This window comes from Planomonospora sp. ID82291 (assembly GCF_015711645.1).
GTDB lineage: Bacteria > Actinomycetota > Actinomycetes > Streptosporangiales > Streptosporangiaceae > Planomonospora.
Window position 1 is genome coordinate 1,394,613 of the sequence record NZ_JABTEX010000002.1, and the last position, 26,882, is coordinate 1,421,494.

The following is a 26,882-nucleotide window of genomic DNA, read 5'->3' on the forward strand; positions in this document are numbered from 1 at the left end:
CGGGTACCGTTCGGTTTATGGCAGCGCCGACGACAACCTCCGACGCCCCCTTTGGCCGCATGCTGACCGCCATGGTCACGCCGTTCACCGACGACGGCGCGGTCGACTACGCGGGGGCGCAGCGACTGGCCACCTACCTGGTGGACGAGCAGCGCAATGACGGGCTCGTGGTGAGCGGTACGACGGGCGAGTCCCCGACCACCACCGACGAGGAGAAGGAGCGCCTGCTGCGCGCCGTCCTGGAGGCGGTCGGCGACCGCGCCGTCGTGGTGGCCGGAGTCGGCACCAACGACACCCGCCACAGCGTCGGGCTGGCCCGCGCCGCCGAGCGCGCCGGGGCCCACGGCCTGCTCGTGGTGACGCCGTACTACAGCAAGCCGACGCAGGAGGGGCTCTACCGGCACTTCGCCGCGGTGGCGGACGCCACCGGCCTGCCGGTGATGCTCTACGACATCCCCGGCCGCAGCGGGGTGCCGATCCAGATCGAGACCCTGGTCCGGCTGGCGCACCACGAGCGCATCGTCGCGGTGAAGGACGCCACGGCGGACCTGTTCGCCGGTTCGCAGGTCATGGCCTTCACCGATCTGGTCTTCTACTCGGGTGACGACACGCTGAACCTGCCGTGGCTCTCGGTCGGGGCCGCCGGGTGCGTGAGCGTCGTGGGGCACGTCGTGGGCGCCGAGCTCGCCGAGATGATCCGGCTGCACCGCCGCGGTGACGTGGCGGGTGCGCTGGAGATCCACCGCAGGCTGCTCCCGGTGGTCTCGGGCATCATGATGCAGGCCGGTGGCGCGATCATGGCCAAGGCGGCGCTGGCGCTGGTGGGGCGCCCCGCGGGCCCCCTGCGCCTGCCCCTGGTGGAGGCCACCGAGCAGCAGGTGGCGAACCTGCGCGCGGAACTCGTCGCGGGCGGCGTGAAGCTGTCCGACACGGATGCGGCATGAGAAGGAACGTCGCGACCGGAAGCGGTCGCAGCATGGTCGCGACCGGAAGCGGTCGCAGCTTGGAGGAAAAGCGGTTTGAAGCAGAGAAGACACCACGGCCCGCCGCGGTCCGGAGCGTTCGGCGAGGGAGCGGTCCCGGCGGCCCGCGGGGCGGACGACACATGTGAGAGAGGTGTGGCCGGATGAGTCACCCCCATCCCGAACTCGGGCCGCCTCCGCCGCTGCCCGACGGCGCGCTGCGCATCGTGGCGCTGGGCGGTCTCGGCGAGATCGGCCGCAACATGGCGGTGTTCGAGTTCGAAGGGCGGCTGCTGATCGTCGACTGCGGGGTGCTCTTCCCCGAGGCCGAGCAGCCGGGGATCGACCTGATCCTGCCCGACTTCGACTACATCCGGGACCGCCTGGACGACGTCGAGGCGGTCATCCTGACGCACGGTCACGAGGACCACATCGGCGCCGTGCCGTACCTGCTGCGCGAGCGCCGCACCATTCCGGTGGTCGGCTCGAAGCTGACGCTGGCGCTGCTGGAGGCCAAGCTGACCGAGCACCGGATCCAGCCGGTCAAGGTCGAGGTGGCCGAAGAGGAGCGGCGCTCCTTCGGTCCGTTCGACTGCGAGTTCCTCGCGGTCAACCACTCGATCCCGGACGCGCTGGCGGTGGCGGTCCGCACGCCCGCGGGCATCGTCCTGCACACCGGCGACTTCCGGATGGACCAGCTGCCCAGCGACGGGCGCCTGACCGACCTGGGCGGCTTCGCCCGGCTCGGCCGCGAGGGCGTCGACCTGCTGATGTCGGACTCCACCAACGCCGAGGTGCCGGGCTTCGTCACCAGCGAGCGGGAGATCGGCCCGGTCATCGACGAGGTGGTCCGCACCTCGGCCAAGCGGGTGATCGTGGCGAGCTTCGCCTCCCACATCCACCGGGTGCAGCAGGTCATCGACGCCGCCGAGCGGCACGGTCGCAAGGTCGCCCTCATCGGCCGCTCCATGGTGCGCAACATGGGCGTGGCGCGCGACCTGGGCTACCTGCGGATCCCGCCGGGGCTGGTCGTCGACTCCAAGGAGATCGAGGGGTGGCCGCCGGAGGAGGTGGTGCTGATCTGCACCGGTTCCCAGGGCGAGCCGATGGCGGCGCTGTCGCGCATGGCCAACCGCGACCACCCGATCCGGGTCGCCGAGGGCGACACCGTGCTGCTGGCCTCGTCGCTGGTGCCCGGCAACGAGACCGCGGTCACCCGGGTGATCAACGGGCTGACCCGCTGGGGCGCCCGGGTGGTGCACAAGGGCAACGCCAAGGTGCACGTCTCCGGCCACGCCGCCGCGGGCGAGCTGCTGTACGTGCTCAACCTGACCCGGCCGTCGAACTTCATGCCCGTGCACGGCGAGTGGCGGCACCTGCGGGCGCACGCCAAGCTCGCCGCGCTGACCGGCGTGCCCGACGACCACATCGTGATCGCCGAGGACGGCGTCGTGGTGGACCTGGTCGACGGGCGCGCGCGGATCACCGGCGCGGTCCAGGCCGGCTACGTCTACGTGGACGGCACCTCGGTGGGCGACGTCACCGAGTTCGCCCTCAAGGACCGGCGGATCCTGGGCGAGGAGGGCTTCATCTCGGTCGTCATCGTGGTCGACTCCACCACCGGCAAGGTGACCGCGGGCCCGGAGATCCACGCGCGCGGCTCCGGCATCGACCCCGACCGGTTCGGCGAGGTCCTGCCGCAGCTGGAGAAGGTCCTGCAGGAGAACGCCGCCGACGGGGTGGTCGACATCCAGCAGATCCGCCGTGTGGTCCGCAGGACCGTCGGGAGCTGGGTGAGCACCACCTACCGCCGCCGTCCGATGATCATCCCGGTGGTCGTCGAGGTCTGACCGGCCATGGCGGCCCGCCGGTCGCCTCCGCTTTTCGACGACGCCCATCCTGACGACGCCGCCTCCCGGTCGATGTACCGGGGGGCGGCGTCGTTGTATGCTCAAGGTGTTCCATATAGCGAATTTTAATTTCATGTAACAGAACAAGGAGGGCCGATGGAGGTACGGCACGCCACGGCGCCCGACCAGATCCCGGGCGCCACCACGGACTGGCTGCGCTCACGGTTCCTGGTGGAGGACCTGTTCGCTCCCGGACAGGTGCGCCTGGTCTACTCGCACGAGGACCGGATCGTGGTGGGCGGGGCCCTGGGGCGGGCGGCGCTGCCCAACCCGGATCCGCTGCGCGCCGGGCACTTCCTGGAGCGCCGGGAGCTGGGCGCGGTCAACGTGGGGGACGGGCCGGGCACGGTGACCGTGGACGGCGTGCCGTACGAGCTGGGGCCGAAGGAGTGCCTCTACGTCGGCCGGGGGAGCCGCGAGGTGGACTTCGACGGGGCCTTCTACCTCGTCTCGACCCCCGCGCACGCCGACCATCCGACGGCGCGCAGCACCCTGGCCGACGCCGAGCCCGTACGGCTGGGCGGCCCCGAGGGCTCCAACGACCGCACCATCTACAAGCACGTCCACGCCAAGGGGCTGCAGAGCTGCCAGCTGGTGCTCGGCGTGACCGTGCTGGAGCCCGGCAGCATGTGGAACACCATGCCCTGCCACACCCACGAGCGCCGGACCGAGGTCTACTTCTACTTCGGCCTGCCGGAGGGCCAGCGGGTGATCCACCTGATGGGCCGCCCCGACGAGACCCGCAACCTGGTGGTCGCCGACCGGCAGGCGGTCGTCTCGCCGCCCTGGTCGGTGCACTGCGGCTTCGGCACGCACGCCTACTCCTTCGTCTGGGCCATGGGCGGAGAGAACCAGGCGTACGACGACATGGAGTCGGTCGCGATCGGCGAACTGCGCTGATGGGGGCGGAGGAGGAGGGGATGTTCTCGCTGGCGGGCCGGACCGCGCTCGTCACCGGGGCGCGGACCGGCATCGGCCGGGCGGTGGCGCTGGCCCTGGCCGCGGCCGGGGCCGACCTGGTGCTGCACAACCGCGACGACGACCTCGACGAGGTCGAGGCCGAGGTGCGCGAGACCGGCCGGCAGGCCTCCCGGTGGATCCTCGACCTGTCGGACCCCGCCCGGATCCCCGAGGCGGCGGAGCGGCTGGGCCCGATCGACGTGCTCGTCAACAACGCCGGGATCATCCACCGCGCACCCGCGGCCGAGCACCCCTACGCCGCCTTCCGCGAGGTGCTCGACGTCAACCTCGACGCCGTCTTCCTGCTCAGCCAGACGGTCGGGGCGGGCATGCTGGCCCGGGGCTCGGGGAAGATCATCATGATCGCCTCCATGCTCTCGTTCCAGGGCGGGATCAACGTGCCCGGCTATACCGCGGCCAAGCACGGGGTCGCCGGGCTCACCCGGGCGCTGGCGTCCGAGTGGGCGGCCAGGGGGGTGCAGGTCAACGCGATCGCGCCGGGGTACATCGCGACCGCCAACACCGAGCGGCTGCGGGCGGACCCGGTGCGCGAGGCCGAGATCTCCGGGCGCATCCCCGCGGGCCGCTGGGGGAGGCCGGAGGACCTGGCGGGGGCGGCCGTCTTCCTGGCCTCCCGGGCCTCCGACTACGTCAACGGGCACGTGCTGGCGGTCGACGGAGGCTGGTTGGCGCGCTGACCATTAGGATCGCCACGTGGCCAGGGAAGGAAGTTCCATCGACAAGGCGCTGACGGTGCTGGAGGCGATCGCCGAGCACCACCGCGTCACCGACATCGCCGCCGAGACGGGGGTGTCGAAGTCGACCGTCCACCGGATCCTCCAGTCGCTGGTCGAGTGGGGGTTCGCGCGGACGGACGGGAACGGCGGGTACGAGCCCGGCCCCCGCATCCTCACCCTGGCGGGCCGGGTCATGAACCGGTTCGATCCGGCCCGCCAGGCCTCCGGCGCGCTGAGCGCCCTGCACGAGCGGATCGGCTACACCACGCACTTCGCCGTCCGCAGCGGCGACGAGGCGGTCTACGTCGCCAAGCTGGAGGGCCGCCGGCCGTACCAGATGCCCTCGCGCGTCGGGATGAGCCTGCGCCTGCACTGCACCGCCATCGGCAAGGCCGTCCTGGCCTGGCTCCCCGCGGAGGAGGTCCGCGGGATCTGCGCCCGGACCGGCCTGCCCCGGATGACCCCGGGCACGCTGACCGAGGCGGACGACCTCCTGGCCCACCTCGCCGGGGTGCGCGCCCGGGGCTACGCGCTGGACGACGCGGAGAACCATCCGGAGATCCTCTGCGTGGGCGCCCCGGTCTTCGACCACACCGGGCAGGTCCTGGGCGGCATCTCCATCTCCGCCCTCGCGATGGACATGGACCGCGAGGGCCTGGAGCGGCTGGCCCCCGAGGTCGTCGCCACCGCGCGGGAGGTCTCGCTCGCGCTCGGCGCCCCCCGCTCCGCCGTCCGCGACTGATCCCGGGACATCCGGGCCCCCCTGGAGCGTTCCGCTATGGGCAAGCGCTTTCCGTCGCAGCCGGGATGGCCTATTGTTTCATGTAGCGGGACTTAGTCTTATGTCATGCAACATGGAGGCCGACATGCCCAACATCACCGTCGAACTGCTCTCCGGACGGACCCTCGACCAGCGCCGCGAGTTCGCGGCGGCGGTGACCGAGGCCGCGGTGAACGTCCTCAAGGCCCGCCGCGAGGCGGTGCGCATCCTCTTCACGGAGATCGAGAAGTCCGACGTGGCCAACGGCGGCGTCCTGGAGTCCGACAAGTAGCCGCAGGGGGCGAACGCCGAGGAGGGGGCCGGACGGATGTCCGGCCCCCTCCTCCGTGTGGTGGGGCGTCCCCGCGGGCTCAGGGTTTCCGCGGGCGCCTCCCGCCGCGCGCTCAGGCGCCGGCGGCGGCCCGCTCGGGCTCCGGGTCGGTGTCGAGCGAGTCGACGAGCGCGTCCCGCTCCGGGGTCGCCTCCGGCTTCAGCAGCCCGATCGCCACGTAGAGGACCAGCGAGGTGACCAGCGGGACGCCGACCACCATCGCGGTGTCCTTGGACTCGAGGATCCACTTGACGTAGGCCCAGACGCCCAGCCCGGCGGCCCACGAGGCGATCGCGGCGGTCGGCCCGCTCCGCTTGAACCAGGGGAGCATGCCCAGCATCAGCGGGATGGAGATCGGTCCCATGGTGGCCGCGACCAGGTCGACGACGATCTTCAGCACGACGCCCTGGCCCTCGGTGGAGATCGCGATCACCATGCTGATCAGCACGAAGGTGAACGTGGTCACCCGGGCGAAGGTCAGCTCCGCGTGCGCGGACAGCTCGCGCACCCGGCGGACGATCACCGGGGCGATGTCCCGGGTGATGACCGAGGAGATCACGTTGGCGTCGGAGGCGACCATGGCCATGGTGTGCGAGAAGAAGCCCGCGAGCACCAGCCCGATCAGACCCTGCGGCAGCAGGGTCTGCGCCAGCTTGACGTAGGCCTCCTCGGCGTTGGCCAGGCCCGGGACGATCAGCGGGGCGGCGAACATCGGGATGAACAGGATCAGCGGCCAGACCAGCCAGAGCACGCTGGACAGCAGTGCCGAGCGCTTGGCCGCCGAGCCCGAGGGGGAGGCCATGTAACGCTGGGCGAGGTTCCACATGCCGCCGTTGTACTCGAAGGTCTTGATGAACAGCATGGCCAGGAAGAACGTCGTGGTGTACGGCCCGGCGAAGGGGTCGCCGTGGCCCTCGGGGAGCTTGTCCCACATCGTCCAGAGCGTCGCGACGCCGTCCAGGTGGGACATGATCGCGACGAACATGGCGATGCCCGCGACGCCCTGGATGACGAACTGCCCGAAGTCGGTGAGCACGTCCGCCCAGAGGCCGCCGGCGGTGATGTAGACCAGCGTGACGGCCCCGGTGATCAGGATCCCCCACAGGATGGGGATGCCGGCGAAGCCCTTGAGCAGCACCGCGATCGCCACCCACTTGGCGGCGATGTCCACCACCTTCAGCAGTGCGCCGCTGTAGGCGAGCACCTGCTGGGTGGGGAGGTTGTAGCGGCGGGCGAGGTACTCCAGCGGGGAGGCCACCCCGTGCTTGGAGCGCAGCCGGTTCCACCGGGCGGCCCAGACGAAGGCGCCGATCCCGACGCCGAGGCCGATGGTCAGCGCCCACCAGACGTACATGGCCAGGCCGTAGTTGTAGGCGACCGCCGCGAAGGCCACGAACATGATCGCGCTGTAGCCCGACATGTGATGGGAGATGCCGGACAGCCACCAGGGGATCCGGCCTCCCGCGGTGAAGAAGTCGATCACGTTCCTGATCCGGCTCTTGGACCACACGCCGATGGCGACCATCACAAGGAAGTACGCGCCCAGCACGGACCAGTCGAGTGCGGACATGGTCTCTCCTCCCAACGTCCTGTTTGGTGAGGAGGTTCTACTACATAGAACGTCATGTCAATACATAGAACGGAAGGCGCTTTCCTTTGCGGGTGATTCCGTTATGCGACGGCTGCGGAGAACGGGAGGCGGAGGTGATGCGGGGGAGAGGACGTCCGTCTCGTCCGGTTGCGGCGAGTCTCCGGGCGATCCGTCCGTGCGATCGTTAACCTCCCTAGCATGGCCACCCGTACGTCCAAAGGCGCCTCAGGCAAAACTCCGGCCAAGGGAGCCTCCAGCCGGTCGAGGCCCACCCCTGCCCGTACGGCTTCCGCCCGGCGGCCCGCCGCCCGCCCGAAGGCCGCGGCGCGCCGGCCGTCCTCCGCCCAGCCCGACCCGCTCGGCTGGCTCCTCACCATGGTCGCCAAGCTGCTCGTGGGGATCTGGATGCTGCTCGCGGGCGCCGTCGGCAGCGCGGCGCGCGCCCTGGGACGGAACGCGCGGGAGCTGGACCCGGTGCACCGCCGCGACGGCCTGGGGCTCGCGGTGTTCTCCGGGGCGATCGTGCTGGCCGCCATGACGTGGCGGGCTCCCACGGGCGCGGTCACCGAGGTGGTCGACGCCGTCATGCGCGGCGTCTTCGGCTCGCTGACCTGGCTGATCCCCGTCATGCTGGCGCTGCTGGCCTGGCGGATCCTGCGCCACCCCGACCAGAACCCCGACACCGGCCGGATGATGATCGGGTGGTCCGCCCTCGTGATCGGGGTGCTCGGCATCGTGCACGTCGCGCACGGCACGCCGTACCCCTCGGGCGGGCCCGCCGACGGCATGGACAAGGTGTCGGCCGCCGGCGGCATGATCGGATTCGTCATCTCCGCGCCCCCCGCGAGCATCCTGCCCGCGTTCATCACGATCCCGCTGCTGCTGATCCTGTCCGGCTTCGGCGTCCTGGTGATCACGGCGACCCCGGTGCACCGCGTCCCCGAGCGGCTGGGCGAGATCCGGCACATGCTCTTCAACCGGGAGGCCGCCCTGGCCGCCCGGACGGCCGGGGCGCCCCGGACGGCGGCGAAGCGGCCCGCGGGCAAGCGGCCGGGGCGCAGGGCGGACGGCGCGGAACCGGGCGCCGCCGAGCCGGGCGACGGCGTCAAGCCGTACGACACGCCGGTGATCGCCGAGACGCCGGGCAGGCTCGCCGGGCACTCCCCGGAGATCGTCCCCGGGCTGGTGGACGACGACGAGGGGGCCGCGGACCCCGCCGGGGCCCCGGCGGCCCCGGTGACGGCCCTGCTGGAGCCGCCCGCCCCGACCCCGGCGCCGCGCAAGGTGGAGCAGCTGGTGCTCTCCCCGCAGGCCGGGCCGTACACCCTGCCCGACGCGCAGCTCCTGCACCCGGGAACCGCGCCCAAGCCGCAGACCAAGGCCAACACGGTCGTGGTCAACGCGCTGACCAGCGTGCTGGAGCAGTTCGGGATCGACGCCCAGGTGATCGGCTTCACCCGGGGGCCGACGGTGACGCGCTACGAGATCGAGCTCGGCCCGGCGGTCAAGGTCGAGAAGGTCACCGCGCTCACCAAGAACATCGCCTACGCGGTCAAGTCGGCCGACGTCCGGATCCTGTCGCCGATCCCCGGCAAGTCGGCGATCGGCGTGGAGATCCCGAACACCGACAAGGACCTCGTCTCGCTCGGCGACATCCTGCGCTCGCAGGTGGCCCAGGCCGACCACCACCCGATGATCGTCGGTCTCGGCAAGGACGTCGAGGGCCGCACCATCGTCGCCAACCTGGCCAAGATGCCGCACCTGCTCATCGCGGGCGCCACCGGCGCCGGTAAGTCGGTCTGCGTCAACGGCCTGATCTCCTCGATCCTGATGCGCGCCACCCCCGACGAGGTCCGGATGGTCCTGGTCGACCCCAAGCGGGTGGAGCTGTCGGTCTACGAGGGCATCCCGCACCTCATCACGCCGATCATCACCAACCCCAAGAAGGCCGCCGAGGCCCTGGAGTGGGTGGTGGGCGAGATGGACCGCCGCTACGACGACCTGGCCGCCAGCGGCTTCCGGCACGTGGACGACTTCAACAAGGCGGTGCGCGCGGGCAAGCTCGTGCCGCCGCCCGGCAGCGAGCGGGTCTACCAGCCCTACCCCTACCTGCTGGTGATCGTCGACGAGCTCGCCGACCTGATGATGGTCGCCCCGCGCGACGTCGAGGACTCCATCGTCCGCATCACCCAGCTCGCCCGCGCGGCCGGCATCCACCTGGTCATCGCGACCCAGCGCCCCTCGGTGGACGTCGTCACCGGCCTGATCAAGGCCAACGTGCCCTCCCGCCTGGCCTTCGCCACCTCCTCCCTCGCCGACAGCCGGGTCATCCTCGACCAGCCCGGCGCGGAGAAGCTGGTCGGCCAGGGCGACGCGCTCTTCCTGCCGATGGGCGCGAGCAAGCCCATGCGGCTGCAGAACGCCTTCGTCTCCGAGAAGGAGATCGCCGAGGTCGTCGCGCACTGCAAGGCCCAGATGCAGGCCGAGTACCGTCCGGACGTGCTGGCCGCCGCCGCCGTCAAGAAGGAGATCGACGAGGACATCGGCGACGACCTCGACCTGCTGGTGCAGGCGGCCGAGCTGATCGTGACCACCCAGTTCGGCTCCACCTCGATGCTCCAGCGCAAGCTGCGGGTGGGCTTCGCCAAGGCGGGACGCCTGATGGACCTGCTGGAGAGCCGGAACGTCGTCGGCCCGAGCGAGGGGTCGAAGGCGCGGGAGGTCATGGTCAAGCCGGACGAGCTGCCCGGCCTCCTGGCCGACCTGCGGGGCGGGTGAGCCGCGGGGCGGCCGGCCCGCAGGGCGCCGGTGACCGGGGCGGTCCGTGCGGGTGCAGGGCGGACCAGGACCCCCCTGCATGACATCCCTCTCATCACTGCTTGAATAGGACTCGCTACTCAACGTCAGAAGCGGAGGAGCGTGGACCAGTGAACGAGGGGAACGAGGGGGCCGCCCGGCGGGGCGCGGTCGCGCGGACGGGCGCCGGAGCGCGGAGCGGGGTGTCGCCATGAGCATCGGGGAGGTCCTGGCCCAGGCCCGCCAGTCCGCGGGCCTGACCGTCGAGCAGCTGAGCGCGCGCGCCTGCATCCGTGCGACGCTGATCCACGCCGTCGAGCGTGACGACTTCTCGCTGTGCGGGGGCGACTTCTACGCGCGGGGCCATGTCCGCAACCTCGCCCGGATCCTGGGCCTGGACGCCGAGGCCCTGGTCTGCGAGTTCGACGAACTGCACGGCGGCGTACCGCTGCCGGTGCGCGCGGCCAGCGTGTTCCAGGCGGACCGGCCCATCCGGATCCGCGAGCGCCGCTCGCTCAACTGGACGCTGGCCATGGCCGTCGCGCTGGCCGTCGTCGTGGTGTTCGGCGTGGTGCGGACGATGGGCGGGGCCGGGGACACCCCGACGGATCCCCGGCCGGTGGCGGCGCCCTCGCTGCCCACCCTCCCGCCGCCCTCGGCGCCTCCCGGGCCCGGCGCGTCCTCCGCCCCCGGCGTGCGGGGGGCGCCCGCCGTACCGGGAGCGCCCGCGGCCCCCTCGGCGTCCGCCGCGGCCGTCGACCCGGCGCGCGGGGCGGCCTCGGCCCGGCGCGGGGAGGAGGTCGTGCTCAGGGTCCGGGCGGAGCGCTCGTCGCGGATCAGCGTCAGGGACGCGAAGGGGCGGCGGCTTTTCTCCGGCCTGCTCAAGGCCGGCAAGAGCGCGCAGTGGAAGGCCAAGGGCGGGATGAAGGTCGTCTTCGACGACGCGGGAGCCGTCCTGCTGCAGGTGAACGGCGAGGACCTGGGGGCGCCCGGCCGTTCCGGGCAGAGCGTCGAGCGCTCCTACCGCGCTCCCGAGGCCAACCGGCGGTAGATCACCGGGGGCCGGGAATGGGGGAGGTGCATCGGGTAGTGGCCAACTCCCGATACCGTAGTGTTCACCATGTCATCCCGCCGAACCGCATCGCTGATCACACTGGGCTGCGCGCGCAACGAGGTCGACTCCGAGGAGCTCGCCGCGCGGCTTGAGGCTGCCGGCTGGCAGCTGGGCGACGACGACCCCGACGTCATCGTCGTCAACACCTGTGGCTTCATCGACTCAGCGAAAAAGGACTCCATCGACACGCTGCTCGCCGCGGCCGACTCCGGGGCCAAGGTGGTCGCTGCGGGCTGCATGGCCGAGCGGTACGGCGACCAGCTCGCCGACGCCCTGCCCGAAGCGGCGGCCGTCATCTCCTTCGACGACTACAGCGAGATCGGCACCCGCCTGGACGACGTGCTGGCGGGCCGTCCGCTGGTCCCGCACAGCCCGCGCGACCGCAGGACGCTGCTGCCCATCTCGCCGGTCGAGCGCGCCGCCGCCCCCAAGACGGGCATCCCCGGCCACGGCGAGCTGCCCGACGGCCTGGCCCCGGCCAGCGGCCCGCGGCCGCTGCGCAAGCGCCTGGGCGACGGGCCGGTGGCCTCGCTGAAGCTCGCCTCCGGCTGCGACCGGCGCTGCACGTTCTGCGCCATCCCCGCCTTCCGCGGCTCCTACGTCTCGCGCTCCCCCGAGGAGCTCCTCGGCGAGGCGGCCTGGCTGGCCGGGCAGGGGGTCAAGGAGCTCGTGCTGGTCAGCGAGAACTCCACCTCCTACGGCAAGGACCTGGGCGACCTGCGGGCGCTGGAGAAGCTGCTGCCGCGGCTCGCCGGGGTCGAGGGGATCGAGCGGGTCCGGGTCAGCTACCTGCAGCCCGCCGAGCTCCGCCCCGGCCTGCTGGAGGCGATCGCCGGGACCGACGGCGTCGCGCCCTACTTCGACCTGTCCTTCCAGCACGCATCCGGCCCCGTGCTGCGCCGGATGCGGCGCTTCGGCGACCCCCGGCGCTTCCTCGACCTGCTGGAGGGCGTCCGGGCCGCCGCTCCGGAGGCGGGCGTGCGCTCCAACTTCATCGTGGGCTTCCCCGGCGAGACCGAGGAGGAGTTCGGCGAGCTGGTCGACTTCCTGCAGGAGGCCAGGCTCGACGTGATCGGCGTCTTCGGCTACTCCGACGAGGAGGGCACCGAGGCGGCGGACCTGCCGGGCAAGCTGGACCAGGAGACCGTCGACGCGCGCGTGTCGGCCCTCACCGAGCTGGCCGAGGAGCTCATGGCCCAGCGGGCCGAGGAGCGGATCGGCACCGAGGTGGACGTCCTCATCGAGGAGGACCTCGGCGACGGCGGCTACGAGGGCCGGGCCGCGCACCAGGGCCCCGAGGTCGACGGCTGCGTCACGGTCCAGGGCATCGGCCTGGTCCCGGGGCAGATCGTCCGGGCCGTGGTGGTCGACTCCGAGGGGGTCGACCTGATCGCCCGCATCAAGGCCGCCCCGTGAGCGCGCCGCCGGGCCGGGAGAGCGTATGACCAACACGCCAGAGACCGGTACCGAAGCGACGCCGGCACCCGCGGTCCCCAGGAAGGTCAGCCTGTGGAACATCGCCAACGTCGTGACGGTGCTACGACTGGCGATGGTGCCGTTCTTCGTGGTCTGCCTCTTCCTGAACGGCACCGGCTGGCGGATCGCCGCGCTGGTGGTCTTCCTGGTGGCCTCGCTCACCGACCTGCTCGACGGCGAGCTGGCCCGCCGCTACGGGCTGGTCACCGACTTCGGGAAGATCGCCGATCCCATCGCCGACAAGGCGCTGACCGGGGCCGCGCTGGTCAGCCTCTCGATCCTGGGCGAGCTGCCCTGGTGGACCACCGCGGTGATCCTGGGGCGGGAGGCCGGGGTCACCCTGCTGCGCTTCGCGGTCCTCAGACACGGCGTCATCCCCGCCAGTTACGGCGGCAAGGTGAAGACGGCCCTGCAGATGCTCGCGATCACCTGCTACATCCTGCCGGGCGTGCCGGAGACGGCCCGCTGGATCGTCATGGGCGCGGCGGTCGTGGTGACCGTCGGGACCGGCCTGGACTACGTGATCAGGGCGGTCAAGCTCCGGCAGGTGGCCAAGCGGGCGCGGGCCTCGTCGTGACGGCCCCGGTGACGCCTCCCGGGGCGGTTCCCGACGCCGCGTCCGCACGGTCCGCGGCGGAGCCCGCACGGTCCGCGGCGGAGCCCGCTGCGACGCGGTCGTCCGCGCCCTCCGGAACGGCGGAGCCGGCGCCCGCGGCACGGGTGATCACCCTGCTCGCCGGCCGCGGGGAGACGGTCGCGGTGGCCGAGTCCCTGACGGCGGGGCTGATCGGCGCCGCCCTGACCACGCCGCCCGGGGCCTCCGCCGCCTTCACCGGCGGAGTCCTGTCCTACGCCACCGAACTCAAGCGGCGCCTGCTGGGCGTCCCCTCCGACCTGCTGGAACGCGAGGGGGCCGTGCATCCCGAGGTCGCGGCCGCCATGGCCGCCGGGGTGCGCGAGCTCACCGGCGCCACGTACGGCCTGGCCGCCACCGGCGTGGCCGGTCCCGACCCGCAGGACGGAAAGCCGGTCGGCACCGTCCACCTGGCTGTTAGCGGTCCCGCTGGGCGGGTATGGCTCCGGGACCTGCACCTGAGCGGTACGCGTGAGGAGATCCGGCGATGCACCGTGAACGAGGCCGTGGACCTGCTCAGGGGCGTGCTGGAGCCGATTCCGGAGGAACAATCCGGATGATTACCGCGTTACGTCCCCAGCGAACATGCTCACCGTGGTCTGCCGCGATGTCGGCGGATGCGGGTACGGTGGAGCTGTGACTGAGGGCAGCGTCAAGCGATGATGACGGCGAGGCGAATGTACGAAGGGTCGCGTTCGAAGAACGAGCGGCCCGAACCGATCGCGCGGAGCGTCGTGAAGACGTCCGCGCCGGGGAGGGAGCGACAGATGGTCCTGCTGCGTCAGCTGCTCGGTGACGTGCTGCGGCGGCTGCGGGTGCGGCAGGGGCGCACCTTGCGTGAGGTCTCCACGTTGGCCCGGGTCTCCCTCGGTTACCTGTCCGAGGTGGAGCGCGGCCAGAAGGAGGCGTCCTCCGAGCTGCTCGCGTCGATCTGCGGCGCGCTCGGCGTGCCGCTCTCCCAGGTGCTCCGCGAGGTCTCCGACCAGTTCGCCCTGGCCGAACTCCAGCACGCCCCGGTGCTCGCCGACGTTCCCGAGCGGGAGCGGCTGCCGATCCCCGAGACCGTGCCGGCCTCCCTGCCGGAGGACGCCTTCGAAGGCTTCCGTGCGGTCGTCCCGCCCATCGAGCACACTCCCGACGTCAAGGACATGGTCGCCGCCTGAACGCCGTCCGCAGGCCGGTTCAGTCCGGCTGGCAGCGCAGGCACCAGTAGACCAGCCGTTCCTGCGGCTGCGTCCCCAGCTCTCCCCGGCTGACCCGGGTCCCGCAGCGCAGGCACGCCCGGCCCGCCCTGCCGTAGACCCACATGCCCCGCCCCGGACGGAGATCCCCGGTGGTCACCCGGTCCGTCCGGTCCCTGTTCGCGTCCATCAGCCCGCGCGCGATCTCCACGACTCCCCGCAGGTCGTCGAGCGCGCCCACCGGCCGCCACGGTGAGACCCCGGCGAGGAAGAGCGTCTCCGCCCGGTAGATGGTGCCGATCCCGGCCAGGTTCCGCTGGTCGAGGAGGGCCTCGCCGACGCTTCTGCCCGGCTGCGCGGCCAGCCGCCGCGCCGCCTCCTGCGGATCCCAGTCCGGGCCGAGCAGGTCCGGGCCGAGGTGCCCGACCACCCGGTGCTCGGCCTCGGTCCTCAGCAGCTCCACCACGCCGAGCCGTACGCCCACGGCCTGCCAGCCGGCGTTGGCGAGCACCAGGCGGACCCGGTCGCCCGGGGGCGTCCGGCGGCCGGCGGGGGAGACGAGCCACTCGCCGTCCATCCGCAGGTGGGTGTGGACGGTCAGGCCGCCCTCGACGCGGGTGAGCAGGTGCTTGCCCCGGGCGGCGGTCTCCAGCACGGTCCTGCCGGTGAGGTCGGCCGTGGCGTACCGGGGCACGCGGAAGTCGGAGCGGGTCAGGACCCGGCCGTCGAGGGCCCGGCCGAGCCGCCCCGCGGTCCGGTGGACGACGTCACCCTCGGGCATGCGCCCAGGGTATCCGCGCGGAGGGAGGCGGCGGGGCGGGGCGGGGCGGACGCGCGACGGCGGTCCGCGGCCGGGGTCAGCCCCAGGCGGCGGGGTCGGCGACGAGCTTGCGGACCCGCTCGGGGAGGGCGCCCGTGGCCACGTTCTCCAGGGTGACCTCCTCCAGGATGGCCCGCTCGCTGGCCCGCAGCGCGATCCAGACCTGCTGCAGCGACTCGGCGGGCCCGCGGTAGTCGACGTGCTCGGGACGCTCGCCCCGCACGTTGGCCAGCGGGCCGTCCACCGCGCGGATCACGTCGGCGAGGGTGATCTCGGAGGCCGGGCGGGCCAGCACGTAACCGCCCTCGGGACCGCGCTGGCCGCGGACCAGTCCGGCCCGGCGCATCTGCAGGAGGATGTTCTCCAGGTACTTGGGCGGCATGTCCTGCTCCTTGGCGAGCTCGCCCACGGTGGTTGGCCCCTCACCGGCGGCGGCGAGTTCGGCGGCGGCACGCAGGGCATAGTCGACACGAGCGGAAAGGCGCATGCGATCGATTATCCCGCCTGCGGACGACCACTCAGGCGTGAGGTCCCGCGGTACGGGCGCCCGCGGCGGCCGGGGAGCGCTCCCGGCCGCCGCCCTCGGAGATCGGCCCGCGCGCTAAACTCTCCGGAAGTCTCATCGACGACCGACATCCCCCTTCTCTCCCGTCCCGGACAGCGATGGGAAAAGCCGAAAAGAAAGCATGCGTATGGAGCGACGTCCTGGCGTGCCCAGGCTGCTGAGGGAGATCAACGACCGGGCCGCCCTGGAACTGCTGCTCACCTCCGGCCCGCTGACGCGCGGGCAGATCGGAGAGCTCACCGGGCTCTCCAAGGTGACGGCGTCGCAGACGCTCGCCCGCCTGGAGGAGCGCGGGCTGGTCGAGGTGGCCGGGGAGCAGGCCGGCGGGCGGGGGCCGAACGCGACGCTCTACGGGATCGTGCCCTCCTCCGCCTACGTCGCGGGCCTGGACGTCGGGCCGGAGTTCGTCACCACCGCCGTCGCCGACATCCGGGGCAGGATCGTCGGCGAGGTGACGGTGGCCCCCGACGGGCACGACGACCCGGTCGCGCTGGTGCACGAGGCGGTGGTCAAGGCGTGCCGCTCGGCGAAGGTGGCGCTCTCCCGGCTGCGGGCGGTGGTGATCGGCACCCCGGGCGTCGTCGACCCGCGCACCGGCGACGTGCGCTTCTCCTTCGACCTGCCGGGCTGGCACGAGGGCATCCATGAGGCGATCGCCCGCGACCTGCGCCGCGAGGTGAGGATAGAGAACGACGTGAACCTCGTGGCCGTCGCCGAGCGCACCCTGGGCGCCGCCCGCGGCGTCGACGACTTCGTGCTGCTGTGGGTGGGCCGCGGGATCGGCCTGGGCGTCGTGCTCAACGGGCGGCTGCACCGGGGCCGTTCCGGCAGCGCGGGCGAGATCGGCTACCTGCCGGTGCCGGGCGTGCCGCTGGCCGCCGACGTGCGGGCGGTGCCCGGACGGCCGCCGTCGCTCGCGGGGGGCCTGCAGTCGCTGGTGAGCGCCGAGACGGTGGTCGGGCTGGCCGCCTCGTACGGCTTCGCCGGGCGGAACGCGGCCGAGTGCGTGGCGGCGGCCGTCGCGGCGGGCCCGGGCGGGGAGGCCCTGCTCGACGACGTCGCCGGGCGGCTGGCGCTGGGGGTGGCGTCGGTCTGCGTGGTGCTCGATCCGGGTCTGGTGGTGCTCGCGGGCGAGGTCGGCCGGGCCGGAGGGGACGCGCTCACCGCGCGGATCGAGGAGGCCGTGGCCCGCATCTGCCCGGTCCGCCCCCGGGTGGCGGCCAGTGAGGTGGAGGGGAACCCGGTGCTGCGCGGAGCCGTACTGGAGGCTCTGGAGCAGGCCCGGGAGGAGATCTTCAGCGTCTGACGGGACGGCGCGGGGTCCCGGGACGGGGGAAGGCGCGGGGCGCGCCCGGGGAAGGCGCGGGGCGGGGGTGCGCGGGCCGTGCCCGGGGCCCGCCGGGCGCGGGCCGCACGCGCGGAGGTCCCGGGCGGGGCGGTCCTGTGCCGACCGGCGCGGGGCGGGCGAGGGTCGGGCGGTCAGACCCCGAGCAGTTCGGCGGCGGCCTGCGCGTTGGCCCGGGCGGCCCCGTAGGTGGCCAGGTAGGTGACGCCCTCGGGCCGCCAGATCGGCAGGCCCATCTCCACCACGGTGGCGTCGGGCCGGGCGGCCAGCAGGGCGGAGACCACCGACCGGCTGGCCGCGTAGCGGTGCGCGTCCTTGACGACGACGATCAGCGAGCGCCCGGCGGCGTCCGCCAGGAGGGCGGGGACGTCCGCGCCCTCCGGCGTGACCCGCACCACCTCGGCCTGCGACAGCCAGGGCTGGAAGCCCCAGGGGACCTCGCCGACCGCGATGGTGGGCGGGGTGTCGACCTCGACCACCAGCGGGTCGACCAGCTGCGGGGCGGGACCGGTCAGCCGGACCGCGCGCCGGGCGGCGGTCAGGCCGATGCCGTCCGCCCCGGCCGCGATCTGCCGGGGGCCGCCGGACCAGGCGCGCAGCCGGGCCACCCGCTCGGCGGCCTCCTCCAGCCGGGAGACGGGCAGCCGGCCGTCCCCGGTCGCGGCGACGATCTCGGAGATGATCTTCCGGATGTCCGGCTCGGTGGGGATGGGGCCGAGGCAGAGCAGGTCGGAACCGGCGGCCAGGGAGAGCACCGCGCCGCCGGCCAGGCCGTAGGCGTCGGTGATGGCCTTCATGTCGAGGGCGTCGGAGATCACCACGCCGTCGTAGCCCAGCTCGCCGCGGAGCAGCCCGGTCAGCGCGGCGGGGGAGATCGTCGCGGGCAGTCCGCCGGTGAGCGCGGGGACCCGCACGTGCGCGGTCATGACGGCCTTCGTCCCGGCCTCGATGGCGGCGCGGAAGGGGACCAGCTCGCGCTCGTGCAGCAGTTCCAGGGAGGCGTCGACCAGCGGGATCTCCAGGTGGGAGTCCTGGCGGGTGGCCCCGTGGCCGGGGAAGTGCTTGACGCAGGCGGCCACGCCCGCGGACTGCAGGCCGCGCACGGCGGCGACGGTGTGCCGGGCGACGAGCGCGGCGTCCGAGCCGAACGCGCGGGTGCCGATCACCGGGTTGTCGTCGGCGGTGTTGACGTCGGCGTCCGGGGCCATGTCCAGGGTGACGCCGCAGCGGGCCAGGTCGTCGCCGATGGCGCGGTAGACGCTCCGGGTCAGCTCGGTGTCGTCGACGACGCCGAGCGCGGCGTTGCCGGGGTAGGGGCTGCCCACGTGGTAGGCGAGCCGGGTGACGTCGCCGCCCTCCTCGTCCAGGGAGATGACGGGGTCGCCGGCCGCGCGCAGGCTCGCGCTCAGCTCGGCCAGCCGGTCGGGGTCGGAGACGTTGAAGCCGAAGAGGGTCACGCCGCCGAGGCCGTTCTCCAGCTCCCGGAGCACCCACTCCGGAGCGGTGGTCCCCTGGAAGGCGACGAGCAGGGTGCCGGCCGCGAGGCGGTACAGCCCCTGGTCTCGGGGACCCGCGATGAAGTCGGACATGGCGGTGGAGGACTCCTTGCCTGAGGTGGGGAGGTCGCGTGGGGGCCGGTACGGCGCGGGCCCTGTCGTCGGCCGCGGGCCGTACCGGCGCTGTGCTGGGTGCGGGCCGGGACGGTCAGCCCTTGACGGCGCCCGCGACGAGGCCGGAGACCATCCGCCGCTGCACCAGGAGGAAGAAGACGACCACCGGGATGGTCATCATCGTGGAGCCGGCCATGATCGCTCCCCAGTCGGTGCCGCGCTGCCCGAAGAAGAACTGCAGGGCGACGGGCATGGTGTAGCCGGAGGAGTCCGACATGAGGATGAGCGCGAAGATCAGCTCGTTCCAGGCGGTGATGAACGAGAAGATGCTCGTCGCCACCAGGCCGGGGGCCACCAGCGGGAACAGGACCTTCCAGAAGGTGGTGAACCGGCTCGCGCCGTCGATCCAGGCGGCCTCCTCCAGGGACTTGGGCACCGCGGCGACGAACGTGCGCAGCATCCAGATGCCGAAGGGGAGGGTCAGCCCGACGTTGATCACGATCAGGCCGAGCAGCTGGTCGTAGAGGCCGAGCCGCTTGACGTTGAGGAAGAGCGGGATGAGCAGCGCCTCGGCCGGGATCATCTGGACGATGAGCAGCAGGACCAGGAAGGAGGTGCGGCCCCGGAAGCGGAACCGGGAGATGGCGGTGGCCGCCAGCAGGGCCAGCACGGCGCCGATCAGCACCGTGCCCAGGGCCACGATCGTGCTGTTGCGCATGTAGACCCAGATGGAGTTCCCGGCCACGCCCTCGGTGAGGATCCGGTCCACGTGGTCGAAGGTGATCTCCGTGGGGATCGGGATGAAGTCCGTGGTGAAGATCTGGTCGTTCGTCTTGAGGGCGGTGGAGACCATCCAGTAGACGGGGAAGACCGCGAACAGGAAGACCAGCACGCCGACGGTGTTGAGCCCCGCCCGGCCGAGCCGCCTGCGCCGCTTGAGCCTTCTGGCCTGTGCGGTCCGCCCGTCCAGGGGGGCGGGCGTCTTCAGCGCGGTCATCACATCTCCTCCGTCTTGACGATCTGCCGGACGTAGAGGGACGTGACGACGAGCAGGAGCAGCGTCAGCACGACGGCGATGGCCGCGCCGGTGCCCATCTTCGGCGGGCTGCGGAACGCCTCGGCGAAGGAGAACATCGACAGGTTGAAGGCCTCGCGGTTGGTCGGTCCGTTCATGAGCACGTAGAGCTGACTGAAGACCTTGAAGTTCCAAATGATCGACAGGATCGTCAGCACCGCGAAGACGGGCTTGAGCAGCGGGAACGTGATCTTCCTGAAGGTCCGCCAGGCGCTGGAGCCGTCGACCCGGGCCGCCTCGTACAGCTCGGAGGGGATGCCCTTGAGCCCGGCGAGCACCGAGACGGCGATGAACGGGAAGGACGCCCAGACGACGGTGATGACCAGCACCAGGTAGGTGGAGAGCGCGTCGTTCAGCCAGGGCTCCCCGGTCCAGTCGGCCCGGCCGAACAGCAGCCGGGAGAACCAGTCGGGCAGCAGGTTGAGCCCCCAGTTGATCATTCCGGCGTCGGCGTCGAAGAGCCAGCGCCAGATGACGCCCTGCGCGACCGGCGGCACCGCCCAGGCGGACATGATGCCGACGACCACGAAGGTGGACATCCGCGTGCTGAGCCGGTTGAGCAGGGTGCCCACCGCGGTGCCCAGGACCAGGGTGAGGCTCACCGTGACGACGGCGAACCCGACGGTGTTGCGCAGGGAGGACCAGAAGATCTCGTTGCCGAAGACCTGGGTGTAGTTGTCCCAGCCCACCCATTCGGCGGGCACGCCGCGGATCTGGCGCAGCCCCACCTTCTGGAAGGACATGACGATCATCTGGAACAGCGGATAGAGCAGCAGCGCGGCGATGACCAGCAGGCCCGGGACGAGCAGGACGTACGGCACGACCCAGGCGGGCAGCCCGCTGGCCTTGGCCGGGCGCGGGGGACTCTGGCGGCGCCGCCCCGGGGCGGGGGATGCCCCCCCGCCCCGGGCGACCGTGGACGTGTTCGTCATGGTTACTGCTGGTTCAGGATCGATTCGAGCTCGCCGTTGGCCTTGGCGAGGGCCTCGTCGATGCTCGCCTTGCCCTCGATGACGGACCGGGCGGCGTTCTGCAGCACGGCCTTGGTCTCACCGGCCTCGGTCCAGTTGGGGTCGGCCGGCAGGGCCTTGGCCTTGGCGAAGGCCTCGGCGAACGGTGCCTGGGCCGGGTCCTCGCTCAGCTTGGCCAGCGCGTCGGGGTAGACCGGCAGCAGGCCGCCCTCGGTGGCGTACCGGGTGGCCCACTCCTTGCTGGTGGCCAGCTTCACGAACTCGGTCGCCAGCTCCTTGTTCTTGGCGTCGTTCCAGACGGCGATGTCGTTGCCGCCGAAGAAGGACGGGGTGGCGCCGCCCGCCTTGGCGGGCAGCGCGAAGAACCCGAGCTTGTCGCCCTTGAGCTTGCCCTTGCTGTCCTCCTCGATCCCGGGGAGGTCCCAGCCGGCGGTCAGGTACATGCCGACCTTGTCGTTGGCGAAGCGCCGGCGGATGTCGACCGTGTTCTGGGTGAGGCGGGACTTGCCGGACAGGCCCTCGGTGACCAGGCCGGTGTAGGTGGTGAAGCCGTTCTTGAAGGCCGGGTCGGTCAGCTTGCCGACCCACTTGTCGCCTTCCTTGACGGCGTACTCGCCGCCCTCGGACCAGGCGAGCGCCGCCAGCAGGTGGTTGGCGTCGGAACCGCCGTTGAAGGCGAAGCCGTCGACGTCCTTGCCCTTCTCCGCCTGGATCTTCTTGGCGGCGGCGACGACCTCGTCCCAGGTCTTCGGGATCTCGATGCCCAGGTCGGCGAACCAGTCCTTGCGGTAGAGCACCGCCCGGGAGCCGGCGCCCCACGGCACGGCGTAGACCTCGTTGTCGATGGTCTCCAGGCCGAAGAGGTTCTTGGGGATCTGCGCCTGGTCGCCGGCGCCGACGATCGGGGTGATCGGGTGCAGGGCGTCCTGGCTCTGCCAGAGCGGCACCTGGTCGTTGCCGATCTCGGTGACGTCCGGGCCGGCGCCGCCCGCGGCGGCGGCGGTGAACTTGTCGTTCACCTGGGGCCACGGGATCCACTCGACCTTGACCTTGGCGCCGGTCTGCTGCTCGAAGGCGGCGACCAGCGCGTCGGTGTACTTCTGAGCGGCCGGGTTGCTGTCCCCGAGGCGCCACATGGTGAGCGTCTCGCCCGCGAACTTGGGCCCCGCGGCGGAGGAGTCCGCCTTCGGCGTCGCGGTCTCGGCGGGCTCGCTGGAGCCGCATGCGGCAAGGCCCAGGGCCAGGGCGGCGGTGGTGGCCGTCGTAACGGCGATCTTCATGATCTTCACTTGGGGGTTCTCCCTTCCCGGCTTCGCGTCGGGGTCGCGCTTCGGGCGGCGGCGCGGTCCCCATGCCGTGCCGTACCTGGTCGAAGACGCCCTCCATACGGTCGGCGCTCTGGCATCCCGAGGCGTTCTCCTGCACTTGCCTGCGGGCTGACTGCGGCTAAACTAACAAGAAACTTTCTTAAAAGAAACGATCGTTAGCGGATCGTGACGGGGGAGGCAGACCGTGCCCAGACCTCCGGGGACACCCCGGTTGCTGCGCCAGCTCAACGACCGGGCGGCGCTCGAACTCCTGCTGTCCGGTGGTCCGCTCACCCGGGCCGAACTGGGGGAGCGGACCGGCCTGTCCAAGGTGACCGCGGGCCAGCTCCTGTCCAGGCTCCAGGAGCGGGAACTGGTCTCGGTGGTCGGCGAGCAGGCCGGGGGACGCGGCCCCAACGCCGCACTGTACGGGGTGGTCCCCTCGTGCGCCTACGTGGCCGGCCTGGACGTGCTGCCCGACCGGATCAGCGCGGGGATCGCCGACATCACCGGGGAACTCGTCGCCGAGGTGACCGTGGACATCCCCGCGGGCGTCTCCGCGGACCGCTCCGGGGCACCCGGCGGGGAGCAGGACCCGGTGCGGCTGGTGCGCGGCGCCGTCCGCAGGGCCTGCGCGGCGGCGGGCGTCGCCCGCTCCCGGCTGCGCGCCTTCGTGATCGGGACCAGGGGCGTCGTCGACCCCCGCAGCGGCGACGTGAGCTTCTCCCTCGACCTGCCGTCCTGGCACGGGGGCGTGCTCACCGAGCTCCGCCGGGGGCTGGGCATCCCGGTGGCGATCGAGAACGACGTGAACCTGGCCGCGCTCGCCGAGCGCGAGTACGGCGCGGCCTTCGGGGCGGACGACTTCGTGCTGGTCTGGGCCGGGGTCGGCCAGGGCCTGGGCGTCATGCTCGGCGGGCGGCTGCACCGCGGCTTCACCGGGGGCGCCGGCGAGATCGGCTGGCTCCCGGTCCCCGGCGAGCCGCTCCCGACCGACGTGAGCGAGCCCCAGTCGGGCTCCTTCCAGCGTTTGGTCGGCGGGGACGCCATCACCGGTCTGGCGGGCGCGTACGGCCTCGACGACGGCCTCGGCGGCGGGGGCGACGGTGACGGCTCGGTCGGCGGGTACGTCCGCACGGCCGTCGCCGAGGGGGCGGAGGGCTTCCTCGACGAGCTGGCGGGCCGGCTCGCGGTCGGCGTGGCGGCGGTGGCGGTGGTCCTGGACCCCGGCCTGATCGTGCTCGGCGGCGACGTCGGCCGGGCGGGCGGGCCGGCGCTGGCCTCGCGGGTGGAGGAGGCCGTGGCCCGGGTCTGCCCGACCCGGCCCAGCGTCGCGGTGACGGAGGTCGAGGGCAACCCGGTGCTCCGCGGCGCCCTGGTCTCCGCCCTGCACCAGGCCCGCGAGGAGGTGTTCTCCGGCACCGTCTGAGCCCGGTCCCCGGCCGGTGCGCCGTTCGGCGGGGAGCCCCGGTGCGACGTCCGCACCGGGGCACGGCGGAGGCCGCCCCTTTCAGCCGGAGACGGGGAAGTTGCCGCGGAAGACGCCGTGCGGGTCGTGGCGGCGTTTGACCTCGCGCAGGCGGTCCAGCGCGGCCGGGGCGAAGGCGTCGGCCGCGGTCTCGCCGGGGGCGAGGAAGGTGAGGGGCTTGCGTCCGCTCACCGGGAGGCTGTCGGCGAACGCGCGCTGCCTGGCGGTGACGGCCCCGGCCGTCGCCGGGTCGGCCGGCACCCCGAACAGGTAGAGCGCGTAGGGCTCGGTCAGCGGGCCGTGCGGGCTGTCGGACGCGCGGGCCAGCGCGCCGCCCAGATGGCGTATCTGCACGCTCATCAGCGGGGCGATGGGGTCGGCGAGCAGCGCCTCGGCCGTCGCGTCGTCCAGGCCGGTGAGCAGTTCGCCGCGGGAGGAGCCCGCACCCGGGTCGGTGGGCTCGGCGGTGATGGAGCCGAGTTCGGCGACGGTCATCGTCCGCCTGCCGTCGGCGAGCGGGCGGGGGAGGCGGTCCAGCGGGCTCAGCAGGTCGCGGGCCTCGGCGGCCTCACCGAGGTGGGTGGCGTCCACCGCGATCACCGGGTCGGCGCCGGGGAAGTGCAGCAGGTCCAGCCAGAGGGTCAGCGCGTCGGGCGCGGTGGCGGTGATCCGCCGGTAGGCCTCCAGCACGGCCGCGCCGTGCTCGATCGGCCACACCGTCCGCCCGCCGTACAGGGACGGCGCGCGGTGCAGGGAGAGCTCCGCGGCGGTGACGATCGCGAAGTCGCCGCCGCCGCCCCGCATCGCCCAGAACAGATCGGGATCGGCATCGGCGGTGACCCGCCGCCGCCGTCCCTCGGCGTCCACGACGTCGAACGCGGTGACGCTGTCGGCGACCCAGCCGTGGGCGCGGCCGAACCAGCTCAGCCCGCCGCCGAGGGCGACGCCGGTGACGCTGACGACCGGCGAGCTGCCGGGCAGGCCGGTCAGGCCGTACGGCGCGGCGGCCGCTTGCAGGCGGCCCGAGGGCAGCCCCGCGCCGACGCGGGCGCGCCGGGCGTCCGGGTCGATCTCCAGGGCGTCCAGCCGGCGGGTGCGCAGCAGGATCGCGCCGTTCAGGGCCGGGGTGGCGCCGTGGCCGTTGGGCTGGGCCGAGACGGTCAGCCCGCGCGCCCGGGCGAAACGGACCAGGGCCGCGACGTCGGCGGCGTCGGCGGCCTCGACCACCGCGGGGACGGACTGCTCGACGGCCAGGTTCCAGGGCCGCCGGGCCTGGTCGAAGCCGTCGTCTCCGGGCAGCAGGACCCGTCCGCGGACGTGGGTGCGCAGGTCGCGCAGGTCGTCGATCATCTCTCTCCGATCAGGGGGACGGGTTCGAGGCGGCGGGCAGGAGCGGGACGGTGATCGTCGATCACCGAAGACCGCGGGGGCGCCGGCGCACTTCGAGTGGCTTCCACCCTCTTGCGGGGCGGTCGGCCGATCAATGGGGCCCTGTGCAAGGATCGTGAAGCCTGAGTTAACGATGGGGAGGAGCGCCATGCTGGAGCGGCACGAGGTGGAGGCGTTCCTGACCCTCGCCGAGGAACTGCACTTCGGCCGCACCGCCGACCGCCTGCGCGTGTCCACCGCCCGGATCAGCCAGACCATCGCCAAGCTGGAGCGCCGTGTCGGGATCCCGCTGTTCAACCGCACCAGCCGCCGGGTGGAGCTGACCGCGGTGGGACGGCGGCTGCAGGAGGAGGTCCGCCCGGCCTGGGAGCAGATCACCGCCGCGTTCGAGCACGCCGTCGAGACCGGCCGCGGCCTGACCGGTACGCTCCGGGTCGCCTTCGTCGGCGCGGCCGGCGGGCAGCTGCTGGCGGGGGCGGCGGAGCTGTTCCGCCGGCGCCGTCCCGACTGCGACGTCCTGCTCCGCGAGGCGCAGATGGTCGACCTCATGCCCTGGCTGCGCGACGGGCGCGTCGACCTGGCCCTCGGCACCTTCCCCGTCGACGAGCCGGACATCGCCACCGGCGCGGTCCTGGTCTCCGAGCCCCGCATGCTCGCCGTGCCCGCCCCGCACCCCTTCGCCCGCCGTACGTCGGTCTCCCTCGAAGACCTGGCCGCGGTGAAACTGCTCCAGCTGCCGGACACCCTGCCCGGTTCCCTGCGCGAGGACCGCACCCCGCGCACCACCCCCGGCGGGCGGCCGATCGCGGCCGGTCCCTCGGCCTCGACGTTCACCGAGATGCTCACCCTCATCGGCGCCGGCCGCGGCGTCTTCCCCGTCGGCGCGCACGCCAGGCGCTACTACGCCCGGCCCGACGTCGCCTACGTGCCCATCGGGGACGCCCCGCCGCTGCGCTGGGGGCTGCTGTGGCGGGCCGACGGAGCCACCGCCCGCGTCCGCGCCTTCGCGCGGGCCGCGCAGGACCTGGTCGGCGAGGGCGCGGCCGTGATCTGAGGGGCGGTCGCGAGCTTCTCGAACGGCCCTGCGGCGGCGCACGGATCGAAGGAAGGGGCGGGTGGGAGAATCGCGGCTATGCGCGACATCGTTCTGATCTCCGACTCCCGCGTCGCCGCGATCCCGGTCGAGGAGAACGGCGAGCCGCTGGTCGACGTGCGGGGGCGGCTGCGGGTCGACGGGCGGTCCGCCGATCCGGACGGGGCCTTCGCCCATCTCCGGGAGGGGCTGCTGCTCCGGCTGGAGGAGGCGCAGGCGCGGCTTCCCGCGGGGCACCGCCTGCTGGTGGTGGAGGGGTACCGGCCGATCGCGGAGCAGCGGCGGATCTTCGAGGACTACGCGGCATTCCTTGAGATGAAATTCCCGGACATGTCGCCTGGATGGATCCGGTCCGCGGCGAGCCGCTACGTCTCGCCGGTGGAGGTCGCCCCGCACACCGCGGGTGCGGCGGTGGACCTGACCCTGTGCACCGGGGACGGCGTCGAGCTCGACCTGGGCACGCCGCTCAACGCCACCCCCGAGCAGAGCGACGGGGCGTGCTACACCGGGGCCCCCGGCCTGTCCGCCGAGGCCCGCCACCACCGCAGGCTGCTCGGCGCCGCGCTGGAGTCGGCGGGGCTGGTCAACTACCCCACCGAGTGGTGGCACTGGTCCTACGGCGACCGCTACTGGGCGATGGCGACCGGCGCCCGCGCCGCCCGCTACGGCCCCCGCTTGCTCTGAACCGTCCGCTACGGTCCCCGCCTGCTCTGAACCGTCCGCGCTGATCCGCTCCTCCGGGCACCGGCCGGTCCGCCCCGCCCGTCCCGGGCCGCTCGGCGGGGGA

24 protein-coding genes are annotated in these 26,882 nt (G+C 72.9%); 16 read left to right on the forward strand and 8 right to left on the reverse strand.

Features of this window, described 5'->3' with window-relative positions:
- The first annotated feature begins 17 nt into the window (after nucleotides 1-17).
- The 6 genes from dapA (at nucleotide 18) to HS045_RS17220 (ending at nucleotide 5,621) form a co-directional block, all read left to right on the forward strand.
- Nucleotides 18-944 carry a 4-hydroxy-tetrahydrodipicolinate synthase gene (gene dapA / locus HS045_RS17195; protein WP_196452341.1) on the forward strand — a complete coding sequence of 309 codons (927 nt, stop codon included), beginning with the start codon at nucleotides 18-20 and terminating at the stop codon, nucleotides 942-944.
- 182 nt (nucleotides 945-1,126) lie between these two features.
- Nucleotides 1,127-2,812: a ribonuclease J gene (locus tag HS045_RS17200; RefSeq protein WP_196452342.1), complete on the forward strand. Its 1,686-nt coding sequence runs from the start codon at nucleotides 1,127-1,129 to the stop codon at nucleotides 2,810-2,812.
- A gap of 156 nt (nucleotides 2,813-2,968) precedes the next feature.
- Nucleotides 2,969-3,772, forward strand: a complete 804-nt coding sequence (gene kduI, locus HS045_RS17205) for a 5-dehydro-4-deoxy-D-glucuronate isomerase (protein WP_196452343.1) — start codon at nucleotides 2,969-2,971, stop codon at nucleotides 3,770-3,772.
- A 20-nt stretch (nucleotides 3,773-3,792) separates the two neighbouring features.
- The gene (locus HS045_RS17210) at nucleotides 3,793-4,530 is read left to right on the forward strand and encodes an SDR family oxidoreductase (protein WP_196452344.1); all 738 of its coding nucleotides are present in this window, start codon (nucleotides 3,793-3,795) and stop codon (nucleotides 4,528-4,530) included.
- Between the two features lie 16 nt (nucleotides 4,531-4,546).
- Nucleotides 4,547-5,311 carry an IclR family transcriptional regulator gene (locus HS045_RS36185; RefSeq protein ID WP_196452345.1) on the forward strand — a complete coding sequence of 255 codons (765 nt, stop codon included), beginning with the start codon at nucleotides 4,547-4,549 and terminating at the stop codon, nucleotides 5,309-5,311.
- Nucleotides 5,312-5,435: 124 nt separating this feature from the next.
- Nucleotides 5,436-5,621, forward strand: a complete 186-nt coding sequence (locus HS045_RS17220; protein WP_191895694.1) for a tautomerase family protein — start codon at nucleotides 5,436-5,438, stop codon at nucleotides 5,619-5,621.
- Between the two features lie 112 nt (nucleotides 5,622-5,733).
- Here the strand turns inward: HS045_RS17220 and HS045_RS17225 are convergent, their stop codons facing one another.
- The gene (locus HS045_RS17225; protein ID WP_196452346.1) at nucleotides 5,734-7,230 is read right to left on the reverse strand and encodes a sodium:solute symporter family protein; all 1,497 of its coding nucleotides are present in this window, start codon (nucleotides 7,228-7,230) and stop codon (nucleotides 5,734-5,736) included.
- Between the two features lie 219 nt (nucleotides 7,231-7,449).
- Here HS045_RS17225 and HS045_RS17230 point away from each other — a divergent pair, with 219 nt between their 5' ends.
- The 6 genes from HS045_RS17230 (at nucleotide 7,450) to HS045_RS17255 (ending at nucleotide 14,434) form a co-directional block, all read left to right on the forward strand.
- On the forward strand, nucleotides 7,450-10,029 hold the full coding sequence (locus HS045_RS17230; protein ID WP_196452347.1) for a DNA translocase FtsK: 2,580 nt from the start codon (nucleotides 7,450-7,452) through the stop codon (nucleotides 10,027-10,029).
- Nucleotides 10,030-10,258: 229 nt separating this feature from the next.
- Entirely contained in the window at nucleotides 10,259-11,098 is an 840-nt protein-coding gene (locus HS045_RS17235; protein WP_196452348.1) for a helix-turn-helix domain-containing protein, read from the forward strand.
- 69 nt (nucleotides 11,099-11,167) lie between these two features.
- The gene (rimO, locus tag HS045_RS17240; RefSeq protein ID WP_196452349.1) at nucleotides 11,168-12,577 is read left to right on the forward strand and encodes a 30S ribosomal protein S12 methylthiotransferase RimO; all 1,410 of its coding nucleotides are present in this window, start codon (nucleotides 11,168-11,170) and stop codon (nucleotides 12,575-12,577) included.
- A 25-nt stretch (nucleotides 12,578-12,602) separates the two neighbouring features.
- The gene (gene pgsA / locus HS045_RS17245) at nucleotides 12,603-13,214 is read left to right on the forward strand and encodes a CDP-diacylglycerol--glycerol-3-phosphate 3-phosphatidyltransferase (protein WP_196452350.1); all 612 of its coding nucleotides are present in this window, start codon (nucleotides 12,603-12,605) and stop codon (nucleotides 13,212-13,214) included.
- A gap of 143 nt (nucleotides 13,215-13,357) precedes the next feature.
- The gene (locus tag HS045_RS35505; RefSeq protein WP_196452351.1) at nucleotides 13,358-13,831 is read left to right on the forward strand and encodes a CinA family protein; all 474 of its coding nucleotides are present in this window, start codon (nucleotides 13,358-13,360) and stop codon (nucleotides 13,829-13,831) included.
- 207 nt (nucleotides 13,832-14,038) lie between these two features.
- The gene (locus HS045_RS17255) at nucleotides 14,039-14,434 is read left to right on the forward strand and encodes a helix-turn-helix domain-containing protein (protein ID WP_068897105.1); all 396 of its coding nucleotides are present in this window, start codon (nucleotides 14,039-14,041) and stop codon (nucleotides 14,432-14,434) included.
- Between the two features lie 19 nt (nucleotides 14,435-14,453).
- Here HS045_RS17255 and HS045_RS17260 read toward each other — a convergent pair whose 3' ends face one another.
- Nucleotides 14,454-15,233, reverse strand: coding sequence for an Fpg/Nei family DNA glycosylase (locus HS045_RS17260; RefSeq protein WP_196452352.1), 780 nt, complete (start codon nucleotides 15,231-15,233; stop codon nucleotides 14,454-14,456).
- A gap of 76 nt (nucleotides 15,234-15,309) precedes the next feature.
- Nucleotides 15,310-15,759 carry an Rrf2 family transcriptional regulator gene (locus HS045_RS17265; RefSeq protein ID WP_196452353.1) on the reverse strand — a complete coding sequence of 150 codons (450 nt, stop codon included), beginning with the start codon at nucleotides 15,757-15,759 and terminating at the stop codon, nucleotides 15,310-15,312.
- A gap of 205 nt (nucleotides 15,760-15,964) precedes the next feature.
- Between HS045_RS17265 and HS045_RS17270 the strand changes: the two genes are divergently transcribed.
- Nucleotides 15,965-17,143 carry an ROK family transcriptional regulator gene (locus HS045_RS17270; RefSeq protein WP_196452354.1) on the forward strand — a complete coding sequence of 393 codons (1,179 nt, stop codon included), beginning with the start codon at nucleotides 15,965-15,967 and terminating at the stop codon, nucleotides 17,141-17,143.
- 173 nt (nucleotides 17,144-17,316) lie between these two features.
- Here the strand turns inward: HS045_RS17270 and HS045_RS17275 are convergent, their stop codons facing one another.
- The 4 genes from HS045_RS17275 to HS045_RS17290 all read right to left on the reverse strand — a co-directional run bounded on the left by HS045_RS17275 (nucleotide 17,317) and on the right by HS045_RS17290 (nucleotide 22,118).
- Nucleotides 17,317-18,771 carry a glycoside hydrolase family 3 protein gene (locus HS045_RS17275; RefSeq protein WP_196452355.1) on the reverse strand — a complete coding sequence of 485 codons (1,455 nt, stop codon included), beginning with the start codon at nucleotides 18,769-18,771 and terminating at the stop codon, nucleotides 17,317-17,319.
- 115 nt (nucleotides 18,772-18,886) lie between these two features.
- Nucleotides 18,887-19,789 (reverse strand): carbohydrate ABC transporter permease, encoded by a 903-nt coding sequence (locus tag HS045_RS17280; RefSeq protein WP_230884073.1) that lies wholly within the window; start codon nucleotides 19,787-19,789, stop codon nucleotides 18,887-18,889.
- Nucleotides 19,789-20,799: a carbohydrate ABC transporter permease gene (locus tag HS045_RS17285; protein WP_196452356.1), complete on the reverse strand. Its 1,011-nt coding sequence runs from the start codon at nucleotides 20,797-20,799 to the stop codon at nucleotides 19,789-19,791. The genes HS045_RS17280 and HS045_RS17285 overlap by 1 nt, the downstream gene beginning before the upstream one ends.
- A gap of 2 nt (nucleotides 20,800-20,801) precedes the next feature.
- Nucleotides 20,802-22,118, reverse strand: coding sequence for an extracellular solute-binding protein (locus tag HS045_RS17290; RefSeq protein WP_230884074.1), 1,317 nt, complete (start codon nucleotides 22,116-22,118; stop codon nucleotides 20,802-20,804).
- Nucleotides 22,119-22,350: 232 nt separating this feature from the next.
- Here HS045_RS17290 and HS045_RS17295 point away from each other — a divergent pair, with 232 nt between their 5' ends.
- The gene (locus tag HS045_RS17295) at nucleotides 22,351-23,574 is read left to right on the forward strand and encodes an ROK family transcriptional regulator (protein ID WP_196452358.1); all 1,224 of its coding nucleotides are present in this window, start codon (nucleotides 22,351-22,353) and stop codon (nucleotides 23,572-23,574) included.
- Nucleotides 23,575-23,655: 81 nt separating this feature from the next.
- Here the strand turns inward: HS045_RS17295 and HS045_RS17300 are convergent, their stop codons facing one another.
- The gene (locus tag HS045_RS17300) at nucleotides 23,656-24,963 is read right to left on the reverse strand and encodes an FAD-binding oxidoreductase (protein ID WP_230884075.1); all 1,308 of its coding nucleotides are present in this window, start codon (nucleotides 24,961-24,963) and stop codon (nucleotides 23,656-23,658) included.
- A 154-nt stretch (nucleotides 24,964-25,117) separates the two neighbouring features.
- On the opposite strand from HS045_RS17300, the gene HS045_RS17305 reads away from it, so the two are divergent.
- Entirely contained in the window at nucleotides 25,118-26,056 is a 939-nt protein-coding gene (locus HS045_RS17305; protein WP_307827567.1) for a LysR family transcriptional regulator, read from the forward strand.
- Between the two features lie 78 nt (nucleotides 26,057-26,134).
- The gene (locus HS045_RS17310) at nucleotides 26,135-26,779 is read left to right on the forward strand and encodes a M15 family metallopeptidase (protein ID WP_196452359.1); all 645 of its coding nucleotides are present in this window, start codon (nucleotides 26,135-26,137) and stop codon (nucleotides 26,777-26,779) included.
- Nucleotides 26,780-26,882 lie beyond the last annotated feature (103 nt).

Bases quoted from the DNA above. Each gene is read 5' to 3' on its own strand.
- dapA (WP_196452341.1), top strand. From the start codon at position 18: ATGGCAGCGCCGACGACAACCTCCGACGCCCCCTTTGGCCGCATGCTG.
- HS045_RS17260 (WP_196452352.1), bottom strand. From the start codon at position 15,233: ATGCCCGAGGGTGACGTCGTCCACCGGACCGCGGGGCGGCTCGGCCGG.
- HS045_RS17265 (WP_196452353.1), bottom strand. From the start codon at position 15,759: ATGCGCCTTTCCGCTCGTGTCGACTATGCCCTGCGTGCCGCCGCCGAA.
- rimO (WP_196452349.1), top strand. From the start codon at position 11,168: ATGTCATCCCGCCGAACCGCATCGCTGATCACACTGGGCTGCGCGCGC.
- HS045_RS17310 (WP_196452359.1), top strand. From the start codon at position 26,135: ATGCGCGACATCGTTCTGATCTCCGACTCCCGCGTCGCCGCGATCCCG.
- HS045_RS17290 (WP_230884074.1), bottom strand. From the start codon at position 22,118: ATGAAGATCGCCGTTACGACGGCCACCACCGCCGCCCTGGCCCTGGGC.
- HS045_RS17285 (WP_196452356.1), bottom strand. From the start codon at position 20,799: ATGACGAACACGTCCACGGTCGCCCGGGGCGGGGGGGCATCCCCCGCC.
- HS045_RS17235 (WP_196452348.1), top strand. From the start codon at position 10,259: ATGAGCATCGGGGAGGTCCTGGCCCAGGCCCGCCAGTCCGCGGGCCTG.
- HS045_RS17255 (WP_068897105.1), top strand. From the start codon at position 14,039: ATGGTCCTGCTGCGTCAGCTGCTCGGTGACGTGCTGCGGCGGCTGCGG.
- HS045_RS17230 (WP_196452347.1), top strand. From the start codon at position 7,450: ATGGCCACCCGTACGTCCAAAGGCGCCTCAGGCAAAACTCCGGCCAAG.
- HS045_RS17300 (WP_230884075.1), bottom strand. From the start codon at position 24,963: ATGATCGACGACCTGCGCGACCTGCGCACCCACGTCCGCGGACGGGTC.
- HS045_RS17275 (WP_196452355.1), bottom strand. From the start codon at position 18,771: ATGTCCGACTTCATCGCGGGTCCCCGAGACCAGGGGCTGTACCGCCTC.
- HS045_RS17280 (WP_230884073.1), bottom strand. From the start codon at position 19,789: ATGACCGCGCTGAAGACGCCCGCCCCCCTGGACGGGCGGACCGCACAG.
- HS045_RS17225 (WP_196452346.1), bottom strand. From the start codon at position 7,230: ATGTCCGCACTCGACTGGTCCGTGCTGGGCGCGTACTTCCTTGTGATG.
- HS045_RS17270 (WP_196452354.1), top strand. From the start codon at position 15,965: ATGGAGCGACGTCCTGGCGTGCCCAGGCTGCTGAGGGAGATCAACGAC.
- HS045_RS17220 (WP_191895694.1), top strand. From the start codon at position 5,436: ATGCCCAACATCACCGTCGAACTGCTCTCCGGACGGACCCTCGACCAG.
- HS045_RS17200 (WP_196452342.1), top strand. From the start codon at position 1,127: ATGAGTCACCCCCATCCCGAACTCGGGCCGCCTCCGCCGCTGCCCGAC.
- pgsA (WP_196452350.1), top strand. From the start codon at position 12,603: ATGACCAACACGCCAGAGACCGGTACCGAAGCGACGCCGGCACCCGCG.
- kduI (WP_196452343.1), top strand. From the start codon at position 2,969: ATGGAGGTACGGCACGCCACGGCGCCCGACCAGATCCCGGGCGCCACC.
- HS045_RS17210 (WP_196452344.1), top strand. From the start codon at position 3,793: ATGTTCTCGCTGGCGGGCCGGACCGCGCTCGTCACCGGGGCGCGGACC.